The organism is Roseiterribacter gracilis (genome assembly GCA_018332375.1).
Lineage (GTDB): Bacteria > Pseudomonadota > Alphaproteobacteria > BOG-932 > Roseiterribacteraceae > Roseiterribacter > Roseiterribacter gracilis.
Window position 1 is genome coordinate 3888434 of sequence record BOPV01000001.1, and the last position, 18202, is coordinate 3906635.

15 protein-coding genes are annotated in these 18202 nt (G+C 64.3%); 6 read left to right on the plus strand and 9 right to left on the minus strand.

Annotated elements, in window-relative coordinates; translation table 11 throughout:
• The first annotated feature begins 92 nt into the window (after window positions 1-92).
• The 3 genes from TMPK1_RS19390 to TMPK1_RS19400 are packed head-to-tail and all read left to right on the plus strand — an operon-like array spanning window position 93 to window position 3959.
• On the plus strand, window positions 93-1550 hold the full coding sequence (locus TMPK1_RS19390) for an aldehyde dehydrogenase (protein ID WP_420245153.1): 1458 nt from the start codon (window positions 93-95) through the stop codon (window positions 1548-1550).
• Between the two features lie 53 nt (window positions 1551-1603).
• A complete protein-coding gene (locus TMPK1_RS19395; RefSeq protein WP_420245155.1) occupies window positions 1604-2443 on the plus strand; it encodes a p-hydroxycinnamoyl CoA hydratase/lyase in 840 nt (279 codons plus the stop codon).
• Between the two features lie 16 nt (window positions 2444-2459).
• Complete coding sequence (locus TMPK1_RS19400; RefSeq protein ID WP_420245157.1) at window positions 2460-3959, plus strand: AMP-binding protein; 1500 nt, start codon at window positions 2460-2462, stop codon at window positions 3957-3959.
• Here the strand turns inward: TMPK1_RS19400 and TMPK1_RS19405 are convergent.
• The 5 genes from TMPK1_RS19405 to TMPK1_RS19425 all read right to left on the minus strand — a co-directional run bounded on the left by TMPK1_RS19405 (window position 3928) and on the right by TMPK1_RS19425 (window position 10975).
• Entirely contained in the window at window positions 3928-5067 is a 1140-nt protein-coding gene (locus tag TMPK1_RS19405) for a Bcr/CflA family efflux MFS transporter (protein WP_420245159.1), read from the minus strand. The genes TMPK1_RS19400 and TMPK1_RS19405 overlap by 32 nt on opposite strands.
• A 1-nt stretch (window position 5068) precedes the next feature.
• A complete protein-coding gene (locus tag TMPK1_RS19410; protein ID WP_420245161.1) occupies window positions 5069-5827 on the minus strand; it encodes an OmpA family protein in 759 nt (252 codons plus the stop codon).
• Entirely contained in the window at window positions 5824-7293 is a 1470-nt protein-coding gene (locus tag TMPK1_RS19415) for a hypothetical protein (protein ID WP_420245163.1), read from the minus strand. The genes TMPK1_RS19410 and TMPK1_RS19415 overlap by 4 nt, the downstream gene beginning before the upstream one ends.
• Before the next feature lie 16 nt (window positions 7294-7309).
• Window positions 7310-9487, minus strand: coding sequence for a TonB-dependent receptor (locus tag TMPK1_RS19420; RefSeq protein WP_420245164.1), 2178 nt, complete (start codon window positions 9485-9487; stop codon window positions 7310-7312).
• A gap of 105 nt (window positions 9488-9592) precedes the next feature.
• The gene (locus TMPK1_RS19425; protein WP_420245166.1) at window positions 9593-10975 is read right to left on the minus strand and encodes an MmgE/PrpD family protein; all 1383 of its coding nucleotides are present in this window, start codon (window positions 10973-10975) and stop codon (window positions 9593-9595) included.
• Between the two features lie 87 nt (window positions 10976-11062).
• Between TMPK1_RS19425 and TMPK1_RS19430 the strand changes: the two genes are divergently transcribed.
• On the plus strand, window positions 11063-12331 hold the full coding sequence (locus TMPK1_RS19430; RefSeq protein ID WP_420245168.1) for an MFS transporter: 1269 nt from the start codon (window positions 11063-11065) through the stop codon (window positions 12329-12331).
• Complete coding sequence (locus tag TMPK1_RS19435; RefSeq protein ID WP_420245169.1) at window positions 12328-13443, plus strand: CapA family protein; 1116 nt, start codon at window positions 12328-12330, stop codon at window positions 13441-13443. The genes TMPK1_RS19430 and TMPK1_RS19435 overlap by 4 nt, the downstream gene beginning before the upstream one ends.
• On the opposite strand, the gene TMPK1_RS19440 is transcribed toward TMPK1_RS19435, so the two are convergent.
• Entirely contained in the window at window positions 13429-14595 is a 1167-nt protein-coding gene (locus TMPK1_RS19440) for a cytochrome P450 (protein ID WP_420245170.1), read from the minus strand. The two genes, TMPK1_RS19435 and TMPK1_RS19440, sit on opposite strands and share 15 nt — an antisense overlap.
• A gap of 78 nt (window positions 14596-14673) precedes the next feature.
• Here TMPK1_RS19440 and TMPK1_RS19445 point away from each other — a divergent pair, with 78 nt between their 5' ends.
• On the plus strand, window positions 14674-15675 hold the full coding sequence (locus TMPK1_RS19445) for a LacI family DNA-binding transcriptional regulator (protein WP_420245172.1): 1002 nt from the start codon (window positions 14674-14676) through the stop codon (window positions 15673-15675).
• 2 nt (window positions 15676-15677) lie between these two features.
• Here TMPK1_RS19445 and TMPK1_RS19450 read toward each other — a convergent pair whose 3' ends face one another.
• From TMPK1_RS19450 to pcaC, 3 genes are read right to left on the minus strand one after another with little or no spacing between them, the layout of a single operon-like run.
• The gene (locus tag TMPK1_RS19450) at window positions 15678-16700 is read right to left on the minus strand and encodes a hypothetical protein (protein ID WP_420245174.1); all 1023 of its coding nucleotides are present in this window, start codon (window positions 16698-16700) and stop codon (window positions 15678-15680) included.
• Window positions 16697-17815, minus strand: a complete 1119-nt coding sequence (locus TMPK1_RS19455) for a CapA family protein (RefSeq protein WP_420245175.1) — start codon at window positions 17813-17815, stop codon at window positions 16697-16699. The genes TMPK1_RS19450 and TMPK1_RS19455 overlap by 4 nt, the downstream gene beginning before the upstream one ends.
• Window positions 17816-17818: 3 nt before the next feature.
• The gene (gene pcaC, locus TMPK1_RS19460) at window positions 17819-18202 is read right to left on the minus strand and encodes a 4-carboxymuconolactone decarboxylase (RefSeq protein WP_420245176.1); all 384 of its coding nucleotides are present in this window, start codon (window positions 18200-18202) and stop codon (window positions 17819-17821) included.

Sequence of the window (18202 nt, forward strand, 5' to 3'; positions counted from 1 at the left end):
GCGCAGTTCCAGCCGCTACGCCGCCCATTGTCAACTATTTTCGTTATGAGATATAACTATCCCAAAATAAGCTTGCGTTGGGGAGGACGGAGATGAGCGAAGCAACCGTGCAATTGCGCATCGGCGCCACCGCGCGCGCCGCACAAAGCGGCGCGACGTTCGAGCGTCGCAATCCGATCACTGGCGACGTCGCAAGTCGTGCTGCATCTGCGAACGTCGCCGATGCAAACGCGGCTGCCGACGCGGCGCAAGCAGCGTTGCCCGGATGGGCCGCGTTGGGACCGAATGCACGCCGTGCGTTGCTGCTCAAAGCTGCCGACGCGGTTGCGGGCAAAGCCGACGCATTCGTCGCGTCGATGATGGCCGAGATCGGTGCAACCGAAGGCTGGGCGCGATTCAACGTCATGCTGGCCAGCGGCATGGTGCGCGAAGCCGCATCGCTGACGACGCAGATCGCGGGGGAAGTTATTCCCTCCGACAAGCCCGGCTGTATCGCAATGGCGGTGCGCGAACCGGCCGGCGTGGTGCTAGGCATCGCGCCCTGGAATGCACCGGTGATCCTTGCGGTGCGCGCCATCGCAACGCCGCTCGCGTGCGGCAACACAGTCGTGCTCAAAGCATCCGAAACGTGCCCGCGCACCCATGCGCTGGTGATCGAGGCCTTTGCCGAAGCGGGCTTGCCCGACGGCGTCGTCAATCTCGTCACCAATGCGCCCGCTGACGCGCCAGAGATTGTCGGTGCGCTGATCGATCATCCGGCGGTGCGCCGCATCAACTTTACCGGCTCGACCCATGTCGGCCGCATCGTCGCCGAGCGCGCGGCGCGCAACTTGAAACCAGCCTTGCTGGAACTGGGCGGCAAGGCGCCGCTGCTGGTGCTGGAAGACGCCGATCTCGACGAAGCGGTGAAGGCGGCGGCGTTCGGCGCTTTCTTCAACCAGGGCCAGATCTGTATGTCGACCGAACGTATCATCGTCGTCGATGCGATCGCCGACGCGTTCGTTGCGCGCTTCCGCGAGAAAGCAGCGACCTTGGTCGCGGGCGATCCGCGTCAAGGCAAGACGCCGCTGGGCGCGGTGGTCGACCGCAAGACGATCGACGGCGTGCAGGAGCTGATCCGTGATGCGCTGGGCAAAGGCGCCGAACAATTGACCGGCGGTGCCGCCGACGGCGTGTTGATGTCGGCTGCGGTGATCGACCGCGTGACCTCGAACATGAAGCTCTACAACCAGGAAAGTTTCGGCCCGGTCGTTGCGGTGCTGCGCGCGCGCGACGAGGAAGATGCGATCCGCCTGGCGAATGACAGCGAATACGGCCTGTCGTCGTCGGTCTTCACGCGGGACGTCGCGCGCGGCCTGCGCGTCGCGCGCCGGATCAAGTCCGGCATCTGCCACGTCAACGGACCGACCGTGCATGACGAGCCGCAAATGCCATTCGGCGGCACCAAATCGTCGGGCTATGGCCGCTTCGGCGGCAAGGCCGGCATTGCCGAATTCACCGAGCTGCGCTGGATCACGATCGAGACGCAGCCCGGCCACTACCCGATTTAAAAATCGGGTGAACGCAAAGAATCACCCGATTTGAGAGAGATAGGATTTCGCTGATGACCAAGTTTCCCGACGACGATCCGAGCGTCGCGACCTGCAAGATCGAGAACGGTATTGCGTGGCTGAGCTTCAACCGGCCCGACAAGCGCAACTGCATGTCGCCGAATCTCAATCGCCGGATGGGCGAGATCCTCGATGAGATCGAGTTCCGCGACGATTTCGGCGTGCTGGTGCTGAAAGGCGAAGGCACCGCCTGGTCGGCGGGCATGGATCTCAAAGAATATTTCCGCGACACCGAAGCCAAAGGGCTGGGCGCGACGCGCGCCGCGCAACGCGAAAGCTACGGCTGGTGGCGGCGCCTGCGCTGGTACCAGAAGCCGACCATCGCGATGGTCAATGGCTGGTGCTTTGGCGGCGGCTACGGTCCGCTCTATGCGTGCGACCTGGCGATTGCCGCCGACGAAGCGCAATTCGCGCTGAGCGAAATCAATTGGGGCATTCTGCCCGGCGGCGGCGCGACCAAAGTCGTGGTCGATCTTCTGTCGATGCGCGACGCCATGTATCACGCGCTGACCGGGGAATTGATCGGCGGCAAGAAAGCCGCCGAATGGCGCCTGGTGAATGAAAGCGTGCCGCTCGACCAGCTGGAGACGCGCGTCACCGAACTTGCCAATGTGCTGCTAAAGAAAAACCCGGTGGCGCTGAAAGCAACCAAGGATGCGATCCGCCGCGTGCGCGACATGACCTACGACAACGCCGAAGACTATCTGGTGCGGGCGCAGGAAGCCGCGAACTCCTACGACAATCACGGTCGCAAGGAAGGCATCAAGCAGTTCATTGACGAGAAAAGCTACAAGCCCGGTCTCGGCGCTTACGACAAGGACCGCGCCCCATAATGCATCGCGGGCCGACATGACCGCGGCGCGCGACTCCATCGCGCTGTACGGTTTGCAGCAACCGGACAGGCTGGCTGCCGTCGATCTTGCGACGGGGCGGCGCTGGTCGTACGGCGCGCTCGATCAAGCCGTGGCGCGTTGCAGCGGTTGGCTCGTGGCGCAAGGTGTGGGGGCGGGTGATCGCGTCGCGGTGCTGGCGCGCAACAGCGTCGAACTGCTGATCCTGCAATTCGCCTGCATGCGGCGCGGCGCGATCTTCGTGCCGCTCAACTGGCGCCTCGCCGCGGCCGAGCTTGGCGTGCTGTTGGAAGACTGCACGCCTTCGCTGTTCGTGGCCGATGTGACCTGTACCGCGCTGGCGGCGCAGGCCGGCTGGCGCGCGCTGCAACTTGCCGAGATGATCGCTGCGATTGAGCGCGCAGCACCGGCGCCGCCGGTTGCGTTCGACGAGAATGCGCCGTCGATCCTGCTCTATACATCGGGCACGTCGGGCCGTCCCAAAGGCGTGATCGTGACTGAGCGCAACGCGCATTTCACCGCGCGCAATTTCGGTGCGTTCAGCGCCACGACCAGCGACAGCATCTATCTCTGCGAGTCGCCGATGTTTCACGTCATCGGTCTCGTTACCAGCTTCCGCGCGCCCTTGTTGCAAGGCGGCGTCGTGCTGGTGTCGGACGGATTCGACGCGGCGCGCACCAACCGCCGGCTCGCCGATCCAAGCCTCGGCGTCACCCATTATTTCTGCGTGCCGCAAATGGCGGCGATGCTGCGCGCCGATCCGGATTTTGCGCCGGAACGGCTTGTGGGTCGCGTCACGATGTTCACCGGTGGCGCGCCGCTCGACGCGACCGATCTTGCGCCCTGGCTCGCCGACCGCATCGTGCTCGCCAATGGGTTCGGCATGACCGAAGTCGGCACCGTCACCTGCATGCCGCTCGATCTTGCCGCAATCGCGGCGCGCCCGCGCTCGGTCGGTCCAGTCGCGCCGCTGCAGGAGATGCGGCTGGTCGACAGTGCGGGCGCTGACGTCGAGCCCGGTGCGGTCGGCGAAATCTGGTTGCGCGGACCCAACGTATCGCCCGGCTATTGGCAGCGCGAAGACGCGACGCGCGCAGCCTTCACCGACGACGGTTGGTTTCGCACCGGTGACGCCGCGACACGCGACGAAGACGGGTTCGTCACCTTGGTCGATCGTCTGAAAGACATGTTCATTTCGGGCGGCGAGAACATCTATCCGGCCGAAGTCGAAGCGGCGCTGCTGGCCCATCCCGACATTGTCGAAGCGGCCGTGGTCGGCATTGAAGATGCGCGCTGGGGCGAAGTGGGGCATGCGGCCCTGGTGTTGCGCGCTGGCGCGGCATTCGACGAGCAAGCGGTGATCGCGCACTGCAACGCGCGCATCGCGCGCTACAAAATTCCGCGCAGCTTCGCCGTGCTCGACGCTCTGCCGCGCACCGGCTCGGGCAAAGTACTGAAACACGTGCTCAAGTCGATGCACGCCGCGAAAGAATCGTAACCAACGCCGCCAGGCTTGCGATCAAGATCGCAGGCAGCATCGGCCGGCCGGGCGGAAAGCTGGCGACCAGCAACACCAGCAACGCGTTGCTCGACATTTGCAGTGCGCCGTACAGGCTGACGGCGGTCCCGACCCGCGTCGGGCTTCCGCCTGCTGCGGCCATCATCGTGTGCGGCGTGACCATGCCGCTGCCGAAAGCGAAGAACGTCATCGGCGCGATCAGCGCCGCAACTTCGTGCCGTTCCAGCGCGGTTGCGAGTAGCAGCGTCAAGCCTGCGAGGCCGGCGATCGCGCCGCCCGCCGGCACCAGCGATGCGCCGCGCGCGCTCAGCATGCTGCTGCACAGCGCGCCGGCTGCAGCGCCGAGCGCGACTGTGCCGTAGAAGAATCCGAGATGTTCGGGATCGGCGCGGAACGTATCGACGAACAGAAACGGCGACGCAGACAAGAACACATACATGCCGCCGCTAAACGCGTTGCCGAGCACCGCGTTGCGCAGAAAGGTCCTGTCGCGCAGGATCGCGCGCCAGTCGGCGAGCAGGCTGGTGCTGCGCGATGGCGCCGGCACGAAACTCTCGGCCAGCAGCCGCCAGATCAACAAGCCGCAGGCAGCGCCCGCGATCGCCAGCACCGCAAAGACAGCACGCCAATCGGCGATTGCGACCAGCGCGCTTCCCAACACGGGGGCAAGCATCGGCGACAGCATGACGATCGCCATCAGCAGCGCCATGTCGCGCGCGCCTTTGGCAGCGCCGCCATCGCCGGCCATCGCACGACCTGCAACCAATCCGCTCGATGCGCCCAACGCTTGCACGACGCGACCGACCAACAGCAGCACGATCGAGGGTGCAGCCCAGCACAACACCGAGCCGGCAACGAACAGCGCCGCACCACCCACCAGCACGGGCCGGCGGCCGATGCGATCGGTGATGGGGCCGGTTGCGACCTGTCCCGCAGCGATGCCCAGCAAGTACAGCGTCAAGGTGAGCTGCAGTTGCGATGGCGGCGCATCCAGCGCGATGGCCGCGCTTGGCATGGCCGGAACGAACATATGAATCGCGAGCGAGCCGAGCGTGGTCAGCGCCCCAATCAGCAGAATGCGGCGCACGTCAGAAAGCGACTGCGATATCGACGCGGCGGCGCGATGCTTCGGCAAGCCCGTCCGCTTCGGGCACGTCGATCGGTGCGGCGTCCCGCTGCCATTTGACGGTCACGATCTTGCGATCGATGCCGAGGCGCACCAGCGCTTCGCCAATCTTCGCAGCGCGCACGCGCGCGATCGCAGCGTCTTCTGCAATCGTCCGTCCCGACACGATCGCGGGTGATGTGGCGGCATAGCCGGTCACGGTGATGGCACGCGGCTTGGCCGCGCGAATCCAGTGCACCGCTTCGTCGAGCAGATAGTCGTCATACTGGTAGATGACGAAGGCCTGGCCGAAATCGAAGAAGAGATGAAAGCTGCGCGCTGCGTAGGGCGGCGGCGGCGGATCGCGCTTCACCGACAGCGGGCTGATATTGCGCTTCGGCAAAACGAACTTGCGCCCGGTGAAATTTTCCGCCGGCAGCATCTGGCGCGTGCAGGCGCCGGGCAGGATCGAGGTACGCACCGGTTCCAGCACGATGCCACCGCAAATTTCTTTGCCGCCTTGCGCGATCGTTCCTTCGACCAGCACTTCGCGATTCCAGTCGGGCTTCGACGGCGCCTGGCTGACGTCATAGCGCTTGCCGGTGGCGCGATCGTCGGCGAGCCAGCAGCCGGACTTCTTGCCGGCATCGGCGTCGCGATAGATCGGGCAGGTGATGAAGCGCACCGTTTCGGCTTGCGCCCCGGTGACGGCAAAGGCGAGCAGCAGCGCCAGGACTCTCACAGCACGCTCATCAGATTCACCAGGTCCTGCTTTTCCTGCTCGGTGTAACCGATGTGATAGCGCCGTTCGTAATAGTCGATGATCGCGCGCAAATCCTTGGCCGACCCGTTCGAGAAATACGGCGCGCGCGCCGACAGGCCGCGCATCGATTGCAAGGTGATCTTTCCGACGTCGGCGCAACGACCCGTGGTTAGCGCGTAGCCGGGATCGTTGGTGTAGATGACGCGGCCGTAATGCGGGTGCGGCGCTGCGGTGCAGGTGATGCGGAACAGTGGCAGATGCGGCGCGGGATCGGCGAAGGGCAATGTCGTGGTGCCGAGATCGACTTGGCCCGGCGCCACGTCGTTCCCCATCTGGCTCATATTGTGACAGAAGACACAGCTATTGCGCACCGGATTGCCGAAGCCGATCGGCGAATTGATGCCGGCGCTGTCGCTGATCAGAAACGTCTTGTCGCGAAATACTTTGGCACCGCGCGCGACCGAGGCGCGAAACGCATTTTCTTCCGGCGTCAGGCCGGGCTTGGGTGTTTCCCAGGCGGCGAATTCGCTCCACACCGCGCGACCGATGCTGCCCAGCTGGCCCGGCTCGGAGGTTGCGAGCTTTTCGGCGCCCCCTTCGGCACCGTCGGCATTGAGTGCGCCGCCGCGTTTGTCGATCTGCTGTGCAGTGAAGATGCGGCTTTCAAAATCGACGATGCGTGCCATGTCGGCGCGGTCGAAATGCTGCAGCAATTCGAGATGCGTCGCGGCTGCGTCGTGCATCTGCGCGTGCAAGGTGCCGGCACGACCGTCAGCCATCAGATTGCCCGACATCGGCTCGCCGCTTTCCGGATCGAGCGGCAATGGCATGCCTTGCTTGGGGTCGTAGGCGAAGCCGACCGCGAGCAGATATTTGAGATTCGCGACCGGACGCGGCCGGCGATAGACCGAGATGTTGCCCGCGCCGGGTCCATATTTTCCGCCGCTGTTGCAGCTGGTCGGATCGCGCACGGTTTCGATCGTGAAGTCGGGCTTGGTCTCGCGCGGCGGCCATGGGCGCTGGATGCGGATCAACCCGTGATCGAGCAGCAGCGAGTGCGACGCACGCTCGTCCTGTTTCAGGGTCGGGCAGTTCGATCCGTCATAGGCGGCGAAGAGCGGATCCTTGCCCTGCGTCTTGTCCCAGCGCTTGCGCACGGTTTCGACCGACAGGCTCATCGCGTCGGCGGGTTGATGGCAGGTGATGCAAGCGCGGCCGCGCGGCCCAACCGGGCGGAAGAACGGATGGTCTTTGGTTGCCAGCGGTCCGCCGGTCAGCAGAACGCGCAACGTGCCGTAGTCGTTTTCGTAATCGATCTGGGCGGGAAATTCGCGACCCTCGCCCGGCGTCCACCAGGCGTCGCCACGTTCGGCCAGCGCAATTTCGCGTGCGCCGAGGAGTGCTGCAAACGAAGAAGTGGCGAGGATGAAGGCGCGCAGTTGCATCATCCTCGCCGACTTGTCAGAAGTTGACCGTGCCGCGCACGCCGATCACGCGCGGCGCACCATAGATGATGCCGCCATCCGCGCTCGACGAGTTCTGGATCTGCGAAGCGATGTAGCGACGGTCGGTCAGGTTGTTGATGAAGCCTTCGAACCGGTAGCGATGGTCGTAGTCGAACACCAGCTTGGCGTCGAACACGTCACGGCCGGGCACGTTGGTGTTGAGGCTGGGGAACGGCGTCGCGACCTGGCTCGACAGATGCGACCATTGCAGACGCGGCGTCATCAGCAGCCGGTCGTTGATGGCGACGTCGTACTGGATGCCCGCATTGAGCGTCCATTTGGGCGAGAAGGGCAGTACGCGCCCGTCCGGCACGCTGCGCAGATTGGTCGGGCAACCCGGATCGGTACCGGCCGAATTGGTGTCGGTGATGCAGGTGCTGCCGTCGAACTTGGCGTGCAGATAGCCGGCGCCGGCGTTGAAGCCGAACGCGCCGAACTGACCCGTCACTTCCAATTCGCCACCCTGCGACTTGCCCGCGGCTGCGTTCTGCGTCACCGGCAGACCGCCCAGCAGGCTCGACAGCTGGATGTCTTTGTAGTCCGAGAAGAAGATGTCGCCGTTCACGCGCAGGCGGCGATCGAAGAAGGTCGACTTGAAACCGGCTTCAACGACTCGGTTGGTTTCCGGACCGAAGTTGGGCGTGCCGATCGTAAGGTTGACGCCGCCCGCTTTGTAGCCCTGCGACGCGTTCGCGTAGAGCATCGTGCCCGCCAGCGGACCGTCGAGATGATAGTTCACGCCGAACTTTCCGGTCAGCTTGTACGAACGCTGCACCGCGATCAGGTCGGCCGGATTGGCTGGCGGCGCGCCGGCGGGAATGATGCGGTTGTAGGTCTGTTCATCCTGGCTGAAGCGCATGCCGGCGACGATTTCGATCGGCTGCGTGACGAACCAGTTGATCTGACCGAAGCCCGACTTGGTGATGTTGTGTGCCTGGGTCTGGAAGGTCGACGTCGACGACACGAAATCGCGCGTGTTGTTGTTGTCGCGCTGCGACAGCGTGTCGATGTACTCGTCGAGATAGAAGAAGCCGGCGACCCAGTTGAACGGGCCTTTCTGGCTCGACAGCAAATTCAGCTCGGCCATTTTGGTGTCGAACTTGGTGCTGACGAGACTGACACGGCCGACCGCGCTGGCGGGCGGGCGCGGCGGCGCAGTCGCGGTGCGATCGCCGTCAGTCTGGTCGTAGGTGTTCATGTCCTGGTACGCGACCAGCGCACGCAGATCGATGCCCGACGTCACCGCGATGCGGCCTTCGCCCGAAATGCGCGTGCCGTTCTGGTTCTGGAACGAGCGTGCGTCTTCTTCGATCACGAACGGATCGACCGACACAGTGTCGAGGCGGCGCTTGACCGGGTTGTTGTCCGATTTCCCGTCGAAGGTTTCGACGCGGATGTTGAACGTCATCCGGTCGTCCGACGACCGCGCCGCGATGTTGATGCGGCCGGCAAGCAGATCGACATTGCCCGGCTGTTTGCCGCTGGGGCCGATATTCTTGGTGTAGCTGTCGCGCGTGTCGCGCACGCCGGCCACGCGGACCGCGATGTTGTTGTTGATCGGCGCGTTCACCGCGGCCGTGGTCTTGAACCAGTTATAGTCGCCGATCGTCTGGTCGACATAGGCGAAGAACGAGTCGTATTCGGGCTTGGGCGTGCGGACATAAATCGCACCGCCGGTTGAATTCTGGCCGGTCAGCGTGCCTTGCGGGCCGCGCAGCACTTCGATCGACCCAATGTCGAAAAAGCTCTGCCCGATGAATTGTTCGTGCGGCAGAAGCTGGCCGTCGACATAGAAGGCGACACCCGGATTCGAGGTCGGCGCCGATTGCGCAATGCCGACGCCGCGAATGTTGATGAAGGTCGAGCGGTTGAACGTGTTGATCGCGACCGAGGGCGCGACTTGCTGAATGTCTGCGATGTTGGTCACGCCTTTGCGCGCGATGTCGGCGGTCGACAAGACCGTGGCCGAGATCGGAACCGTCTGCAGGCTCTGTTCGCGGCGTTCCGCGGTGACGAGAACCTCTTCGAGACCGGCTGGGGCGGTCTGTGCCAAGGCAGCGAACGGAAGGCAGGTCAGCGCAACGGCTGCAAGACCAGCCGTGCGCTTCGCACGGATTCCGGGATGTGACGACATCAATTCCTCCCCAGGACATGGCCAGCGCGCTTCGTCGCTTTGGGCCTTTGGCGAGAAACTACCACTCCGCTGCGTTCCTGCAAGCGGTTTCATTATGTCATATAACTATCTCAGCGACGCCATCAGAAGCCGCATGGAATCAGGCTTTTCGAGCGAAAAGACCGCGTCCGCCAGAGCCTCTGCGGCAACCGGTGCGATCGGGTGCAGCGCACGCGCCGCGCAATCGGCGAATTTGACCCGCAACGCCGTGTCGCTGAGCGGCCGGTCGGGGTGGCCGGCGGCAATGTCGATCGACGTTGTCCGCTCGGTCCCGTCGGCACAGCGCACGGTCAACACGCCCGATTGTGCGCTGTCGCGTCCGGTGTCGGGCCGTTGTTCGAACCGCACGCGCGATGCCAGCGCGCGTTTGCGCGGATCGGCCAGGCTTGCCGCGTCGAAACTGTCGAGCGTGACGTCGGCATCGAGGAACGCGGCTGCGACGGTGAAGGGGATCGAGAATTTGGCGTCGATCGCGACCGTCGGTGCCTGTTTGCGCGCCAGCGGTTCAACCAGCATGCGCTGCACCTCGCCGCCGGTGGCGATGATCTCGACGATCGAGTCGGGATCGATCGGGCGCATCGATTGCGCCGCTTCGATATAGGCGTGCGTGCCGCGGCAGGCGGGCCAAGGTTTGAAACTCAACCGCTCGATCCAGTAGCGCTCGCCCAACTGATCGAGCAGCGCGGCGGGATCGTAGTGCGCGTCGGCATAGAGACGGAAGAAGCCGGCCTTGCCCTCGAACGGCGCGTCAAAGCCCCGGATTCCTGCCGCTGCAAGCAAGGTCGATTGCACCGCCGCCTGGGCGGGAAAGGCTTCGCGCACCGCCCGCAAAACCGTGTCGCGGCTGTATTTGATTTCGCCCGGGCATGTCTGCGTCAGCATCAGCGAGAAACTGTCGAGCATCTGCCGCTGATTCAGCCGATGCAGACGTCCCGCTGCAGCAGCTGCGCCAAAGGCGCCAAGAATTGGCGGCGGATACCAGCCGCCATCTTCCATCGGCCGGCGCAGCGCCAACCCGATCCGGCAGACGAGATCGCAGCCGATCGCGATCGCGGCCAGCAGCTCTTCGCCCGACGTCAGCGCATCGGCTTGCGCGATCGCAAACACCGCCGACAACAGCGACGCGTTGGGATGACAGGGCGCTGCGTCGAACGCGTCTTCATAGTCGAGCGCATGCGCCATCGACCCGTTCGCCAGCGCAGCAAAGATTGGCGAGGTGCGCATGTCATGTCCCAACACGGCGCAGGGTCCGTCGCCGGCCGCTTTCGCCTGCGCGATGAAGGGCGCGATCTCAGCGCTGGTGCCGCTCGCGGCCAGCATCACGCCAAGCCCGTCGAGCAAAGCGCGCTTGGCCGCATGCAGCGTGTCGGCCGACAGCGATGCGGCCGGTGTCTGGACGACATGCGCCGCAATCGCCGCGCTCAGCCCACTTGCTGCTTCACTCTTCACGGCGGCCCCAGTTCAATGTAAGCGCTTTCGTAGCCCTTCGTGCCGCATCCGTGGCCGGGCTGTCGAGCTTTGCGTGGAGCCAGTCGGATGAATCCCAAGTTGATGGCGGGCAAGATCCGCCTCCGTCTGATCGTGCCGCTCGTCTTCTGCATGTTGTTGAGCTCGCTCGATCGGGTGAATGTCAGCTTCGCCGCGTTGCAGATGAACAGCGCGTTGGGATTCTCGCCCAGCCAATACGGGTTCGGCGCCGGCATTCTGTTTTTAGGGTTTCTCGCCGGCCAATATCCGAGCGTGCTGTTGCTACAGCGGATCGGCATGCGCCGCTGGATCGCCGGTTGCGCAATCTTGTGGGGATGCTGCGCCGGCGGCATGTCGCTGATCGACAGCCACTGGGAATTCTACGTGCTGCGCGTCGTGCTTGGATTTGCCGAAGGCGGCCTGGCGCCGGGCATCGTTCTGTATCTCAGCCAGTTTGCGACCGAGCGCGAACGCGCCACCACCTTTGCCATGCCGATGCTGGCAATTCCGCTGTCGATCGTGATCGGCGGACCTTTGTCGGGCTGGCTGATGTCGATGACGCCGTTCGGCTTTCCCGGCTGGCGCTGGATGTTTCTCGGCGAAGCGCTGCCGACGATTTTGTTCGGCGTGATCGCCTATTTCTATTTTCCCGACCGGCCCAATGACGCGCGCTGGCTTGCTGACGACGAAAAGCTTTGGCTGTCGCGCAACGCCGCCAACCGCGCTGAAACTGCGAAGCGCAACGATTGGAGCGTGCTGCGCCAACCGGTCGTGTGGGCATCGGCCTTGTTGTGGTTCTGTCTCTTGTCGGGCGCCTACGGAATCATGTTCTGGCTGCCGCAGATGGTGAAACAGATGAGCGATCTGACGACGTTGCAGATCGGCTTCGTCAACGCCCTGCCCTGGGCCGGCGTCGCGCTGGGCATGTATTTCAACGCGACCCATTCCGATCGCACCGGCGAACGGTTCTGGCACGTGGCACTGCCGGCGCTGGTGACGGCGGTTGCGATCCTCACCGCGTCGGCAGCGGGCGCCGGCGTGTTGGGCCTGGCAGCGCTGTTCATTGCCGGTCTCGGACTCGGCGCTGCGCAAGGCGCGTTTTGGGCGCTGCCGACCGCGATGTTCACGCCTGCGACTTTTGCGGTCGGTGCAGTCGCGATCAACATTGCGGGCAGCTCGGGCGGACTCGTCATGCCGCATCTGGTCGGCTTCGTGCGCGAAGTCAGCGGCAGCTTCGTCGGTCCGACCTTCCTGATCGCGGGAATCCTGCTGCTGGCTGCGTTGCTGGTGCTGACCATCCGCCTGACCGAAGGCAAGCGCGTCGCGGAAGCCAAGTGACGTTCGAAATTCTCGGCGTCGGCGATGTCGGCGCCAAACGATCCGACCTGGCGTCGATGTTCGCGCCCGTGCGTGACACGCTGCGCGCAGGCGCAGTCACCTTCGGACAATTGGAAACCGTCGTCTCCGATCGCGGTGCGATCGTGCCGAACGCCAAGCTCGCCATGCGCGCAACGTCGGCACTGGCGCCGGTACTCGCCGATGCCGGTTTCACCATGATGTCGTTTGCGGGCAATCACTGTCTCGACTGGGGCTTCGACGCTTTCGCCGACACGCTTGCGCATATGGAAAGCGCCAAGGTCGCGATCGCAGGGGCAGGGACCAACCTCGCTGCATCGCTGCGTCCGGTCGTGCAGCAGATCGGCGACGTGCGCGTCGCAATGATCGCCGCCAGTTCGATTCTGCCCGAAGGCTATGCCGCGCGCAGCGACAAGCCCGGCTGCGCACCGCTGCGCGCCCATACATTCTACGAACAAATCGAACATGATCAGCCGGGCACGCCGGCGCGCATCCGCAGCCACGCCGACCGCACCGATCTTGCGGCATTGCTCGCTGCGATCCGGCAGGCCAAGCGCGACAACGGACTCGTCGTGCTGTCGCTGCATTGGGGCATCCACATGGTGCGCGGCAGCTTGGCCGAATATCAGATCGAAGTGGCGAAGGCCGCGATCGACGCCGGGGCCGACGTGATCTTCGGCCATCATCCGCATCTGATGAAAGGCATCGGCTTTCATCGCGGCAAGCCGATCTTCTACAGCCTCGGCAATTTCGCGATCGAACAGCCGCATGTCTGGGATCCGGCGATCATCAAGACCGACTCGTTCCGCCATCTCGTCAGTTTGAATCCATCCTGGTCGATGGATGCGACCTACATGCTGCCCGAAGAGACGCGCATCACCGGCATCGCCAAGCTGACCGTACGCGACGGCGCGGTGGTCGAAACGCGCCTGCTACCGGCCTGGATCGAAGATGACAGCGCGCCACGCCCGTTGCGCGCCGGCGATCCGCATTTTGCGCGGGTGTTTTCGTATCTGGTCGAGGTGACAGATGCAGAAGGGCTGGCGACGCGCATCACGCGCGACGGTGACACGTTGCTGTTACGCGAAGCGTAGCGGCACGCGCAGCGCGCCGATTTCCGGCATGCGCGTCGGCACGATCTCGCCGGCCAGTTCAAAGGTCGGCAGGCGCGCCAGCATCTGTTCCAGCGCAACCACCAGCTCCAACCGGGCCAGCGCTGCGCCGACGCACATATGGGTGCCGCGGCCGAAATGCAGCGAGTCCTTCATGTTGGGACGATCGAGCTTGAAGCTTTCGGGATCTTCGAACACGTCCTCGTCGCGATTGGCCGAGGCATAGACGAGCGCGATCGGCTCGCCGGCGGGAATTGTACGGCCGTGCAACGTGACGTCGCGCGTCGCGGTGCGCGCGAAGCCGCGATAGGGCGTGTAGAGCCGCAGGAACTCGTCGATCGCGGCCGGCACCAGCGACGGGTCGGCGCGCAGCTTCGCCTGCAGCGCCTGGTCGCGCGAGAGATGCACCGAAATCGATCCAATCAACACGGTCGGCGCGATGATGCCGACCACCAGTACTTGCCGGATGGTTCCGACGATCATTTCGTCCGGCAGCGGTGCGCCATCGACGCGCGTTGCGAGCAGCGCGCTGGTTGCGTCTTCGGTCGGATCCAGCGGTGCCGCCTTGCGTTCGGCCACCAGCGCGCGCGCCATGTCGTAGAGCAGCAGGCTGGTTTCTTTGGTCGCCTCGGTGTCGTTCGACTGGACTGCGATGTTGTAGCGACGCCCGACCTCGGCCAGCGATGCGACCTGATCGGGCGGCAGGTTCATCCAATGCGCGAAGACGCGGATTGGCATGCGGGCGGAAAATTCTTCGCAAATGTCGCCGCCGCCTTTGGCCGCCATCGCATCGAGCAGCTCGACGCAAATCTCGCGAATGACGGGTTCGAACTTTGCGACGCGTCGCTCGGTCAGCAACGGTGCCAAGGCGCGGCGATAGGGCGTGTGTTCGGGCGGATCGAGATGCAGCGGCGGACGCCGTCCGGTGAAGGCAACCGCTGGCACGACATTCTGCTTCGAGGTGATGAAGGTCGCGCTGTCAGACGCGGCCGCGGCGACGTCGGCATGTTTCATCAACGCCCAGAATCCGCCCCACGCGTCGCTATGCGCGACCGGGCAGCGCGACCGCAGCTCGCGATATTCCGCGTTCGCGCTGTCGAAGGTTTCGGGCTGAAGCGGGTCGAAATCCTGCATCCAAGTCGCTTACAGATCATTGCAAGCGCTTGCAATGGCTTTCGGCCGGGGGTTTGCTCGGCCTAGATGGCGCCATCCATGAGTGATGACCGGAAGATTCCCCGTCTCGACGAGGTCGCCGACCGTGCCGGCGTCTCGGCCGCGACCGTGTCGCGCTTCTTCAACAATCCCAAGATGGTCGCCGCTGCGACGGCCGAGCGGATTCGCGAAGCGGTCGAGGCGACCGGCTATGTGCCGAACCTGCTTGCGGGCGGATTGGCGTCGAGCCGCAGTCGGCTTGTCGCAGCGTTGGTGCCCGACATCGCGCAATCGATCTTCAACGCGACCGTCGAAGCGATGGTCAACGAATTGTCGGTCGACGGGCACATCGTGATGTTGGGCCTGACCGGCATCGACAATGCGCGCATGCCCGATCTGATTTCGGCGGCGCTGGCACGCCGCGCCGATGCGATCATCGTCACCGGCCTGGTCAATGATCCGGCGCTGCGCGACTTGATGCGCAGCCGCAACGTCACGGTGATCGAAACCTGGGGCCTGCCGGACGATCCGATCGACGTCGCGGTCGGCTTTTCGCACCGCGCGGTTGGCCAAGATATTGCGCGCTTTCTGCGCGGCCGCGGCTATCGCCGGCCACATTTGCTAACTGCGACGGGCACGCGCGCGATGGAGCGACGCCAGGGCTTCGTCGATGACTGGACGACAGCCGGCGGCGAAACACCGACAGAGATGACGTTCGAAAGCCAGACGCGGTTCGGCCATGGCCGCGCCGCCTTTCGCGCCATTCGCGAATTGCCAACGCGTCCCGACGTGATCGTCTGCAGCTCTGACTGGTTGGCGCAGGGCGTCTTGGTCGAAGCGATGGCGGCGGGCGTGCGCGTGCCCGACGAACTTGCGGTGGTCGGTTTCGGCAATCTGGCGCTGGCTGCCGAAATGCGCCCGACCTTGACGACCGTGGATATCGACGGCGCGCGGATCGGGCGCGAAGCGGTCGACGTGTTACGCCGCCGCGCCGCCGGCAAAGAGATTCCCGATCGTCATATCGACGTCGGTTTTCGTCTGATTGCTAGAGAGAGCGCTTAGCTTCATGTTGGCGCGCGCGGGCTTTGCCCGCGCCTCTGCGCTAGTCGCGGCGCGACCGACAGAAGTACGATCGCGCCAATCAGAATCGTTGCGCCGATCGTTTCCGCGCCGGTCGGTGCGCGCAGTCCCCAGAACCAGGCCAGCAGAAACGACGCGACGATTCCGGCCAACAGGCTGGAGGCGCGTTCCAGCGGCACGCAGTAACTATTCTCGCGCGCGTCGAGCAGGATGATTGCGGCGAAGATCGAAATGATAGTCAGCGAGGTTGCGATTCCCGCCAACGGCCAGATCACCGGATCGGTCCAGACGGCGATAAATCCCCAACCCAGCTCGCCCGCTTGCGATCCCAGTCCGGAGGCCGACAAAGCAGCAAGCGCTGCGATCGACAGCGGCAGCGCGATCATCTTTTCTTCGACGAAATAGCGGCGCACCGCGGCTGGGTCGTTGTTCTTGGCAACGCGCGTCATCACTGCGAGGCGCAGGAAATATCCGACCGTGTACAAGACGACGGTTGCGATCGCGAGCGGTGGCAGGTCGAAGCCGCCGCGCTGCTGCACGACAAAGGCCAGCGCGATTGCGACCAACACCAGCGCGGTCCAGCTCCACCAGCGCACGCGGCGGCCGAAGATCAGATCGACCAGTGGCGCGATGATCAGAATGTCGCCGCGCATCAACAGCTGAATGAATGGAATGCTGACGCCCTGGAAGGTGAAGGACAGAGGCACGGTGAACAGCACCAGCGCCGTGCCGATGCCCGACAGGAAGGTGTATTTCGTCGGCACCGGAATGCGCTTGCCCGCGATCTGTACGCCATGCGCGTCGCGATGCCAGCCCGACAGAAAGATGAACCCGTAGGTCAGAACGAGATTGAGGATCAGCGACGCGGGCAAGGTCTCGAGTCCGGTCAGCGCGCGGCCCAACCCGGCATGCGGGATCGACGTGACCAGCCGCGTGACGATGATGTTCGGCAGGTAGCTGAGAAAATAGAGCAGCACGATCGCTTCGAGCGGAACGCGACCGATCACGATGCAGATCCGATCGCGACATGCTCGCCGGCAACGCGATAGGTGGCGTTGAGGCCGGCCTCGTCGGTCACCGCGCGCATATAGTCGACCACCTGCGCGAACCGTGCGTCGTCCGGCGCCAGAATGCGCGGCACCGCATCGCGATCGATCCACAAAGGCAGAAACCCAGCTTGCGCGATCTTTCCGTCGGCAATCTCCAGCCGCGCGATCATCGACATGCGCGACGCGGACGGAAAATTATAGAGACTGTCGAAGTCGGGCACCCAGTCTTCGGCCAGCGTCTGAATCTCTTTGAAGCTCTTGCTCGCGGCGTGCACCGGATCCATGCGCAGGTCACAGGCGAAGTTGCACAGGCTGTAGAAGACGGGCTTGCCGTCGATCAGTTCGACGCCTTTCAGAATATGCGCATGGTGACCCAGGATCGCGTCGGCGCCGGCGGCGATCGCAGCGCGGGCGACGTCGCGCTGGTAGTCGGCGATTGCCGCGCGTACGAAATGAATGCCCCAATGGTGCGACACGAGCACGATGTCGGCCTGCTGCTTGGCGGCGCGAATATCGTCTTCCATTGCCGCGAGATCATCGCGATGCGGATAGGAATGGATGCGCGGCGGCGTGCCGGGCTGGTCGTGTTCGATCTGTTCGTAAATCGTATGGGCGCGTAGCGGTGCGCAACCCGGCCGCCGCGCATCGGCCCAATAGCTCATCGGTAAGATTGAACTATAGGCCAAGGTCGCGACGCGCGTGCCGCACGGCAAGGTCGACAGGATCGGCCGGCGCGCCGCTTCGATGTCGCGCCCGACGCCGACGACGGCAATGTCGGCGCGTTCGAGATGTTCGATCGTTTCGAAGAAGGCGTCGTTGCCCCAATCGAGACAGTGATTGCCCGCGAACGAGATGACGTCGAAGCCGGCACGTCCCAGCGCCGCGGCGCCTTCGGGCGCGGTGAGCACAGCGTGCCGCGCCTGCGGCAGGCGTGTACCGCGTACGGCGAAACTGGTTTCGAGTTGACCAAAGACCAGGTCGGCCTGCTGCAGCGTGTCGCGCGTTGCAGCGAAACATTCATCCGGGACGTCGCGGTCCGGTGCGATATCTCCGACCGCGAGAATGACCGACATCGCTTAGTCCAGGCCGAGTTCGGTGACGATCGCGGCGGTCGCTTGAAACGCGCTGTTGGCGGCGGGGACGCCGCAATAGATCGCGCTTTGCAGGATCACTTCTTTGATGCGCGCGACGCTGACGCCGTGCTGCAACGCCGCGCGAACATGCATGACGAATTCATGCTCGCGGTTGAGCGCGATCAGCATCGACATGGTCAATAGGCGCCGCGTTTCGTGGTCGATTTCCGGACGCGACCAGATCTCGCCCCAGGCATAGCGTGTGATCAGATCCTGAAATTCGCTGTTAAGCGCGGTCGTGCCCGCAATGGCGCGGTCGACATGCGCGTCGCCCAGCACAGCGCGCCGGTTCTGCATCCCCAGCGCATGACGTTCGCGTTCGTCCAT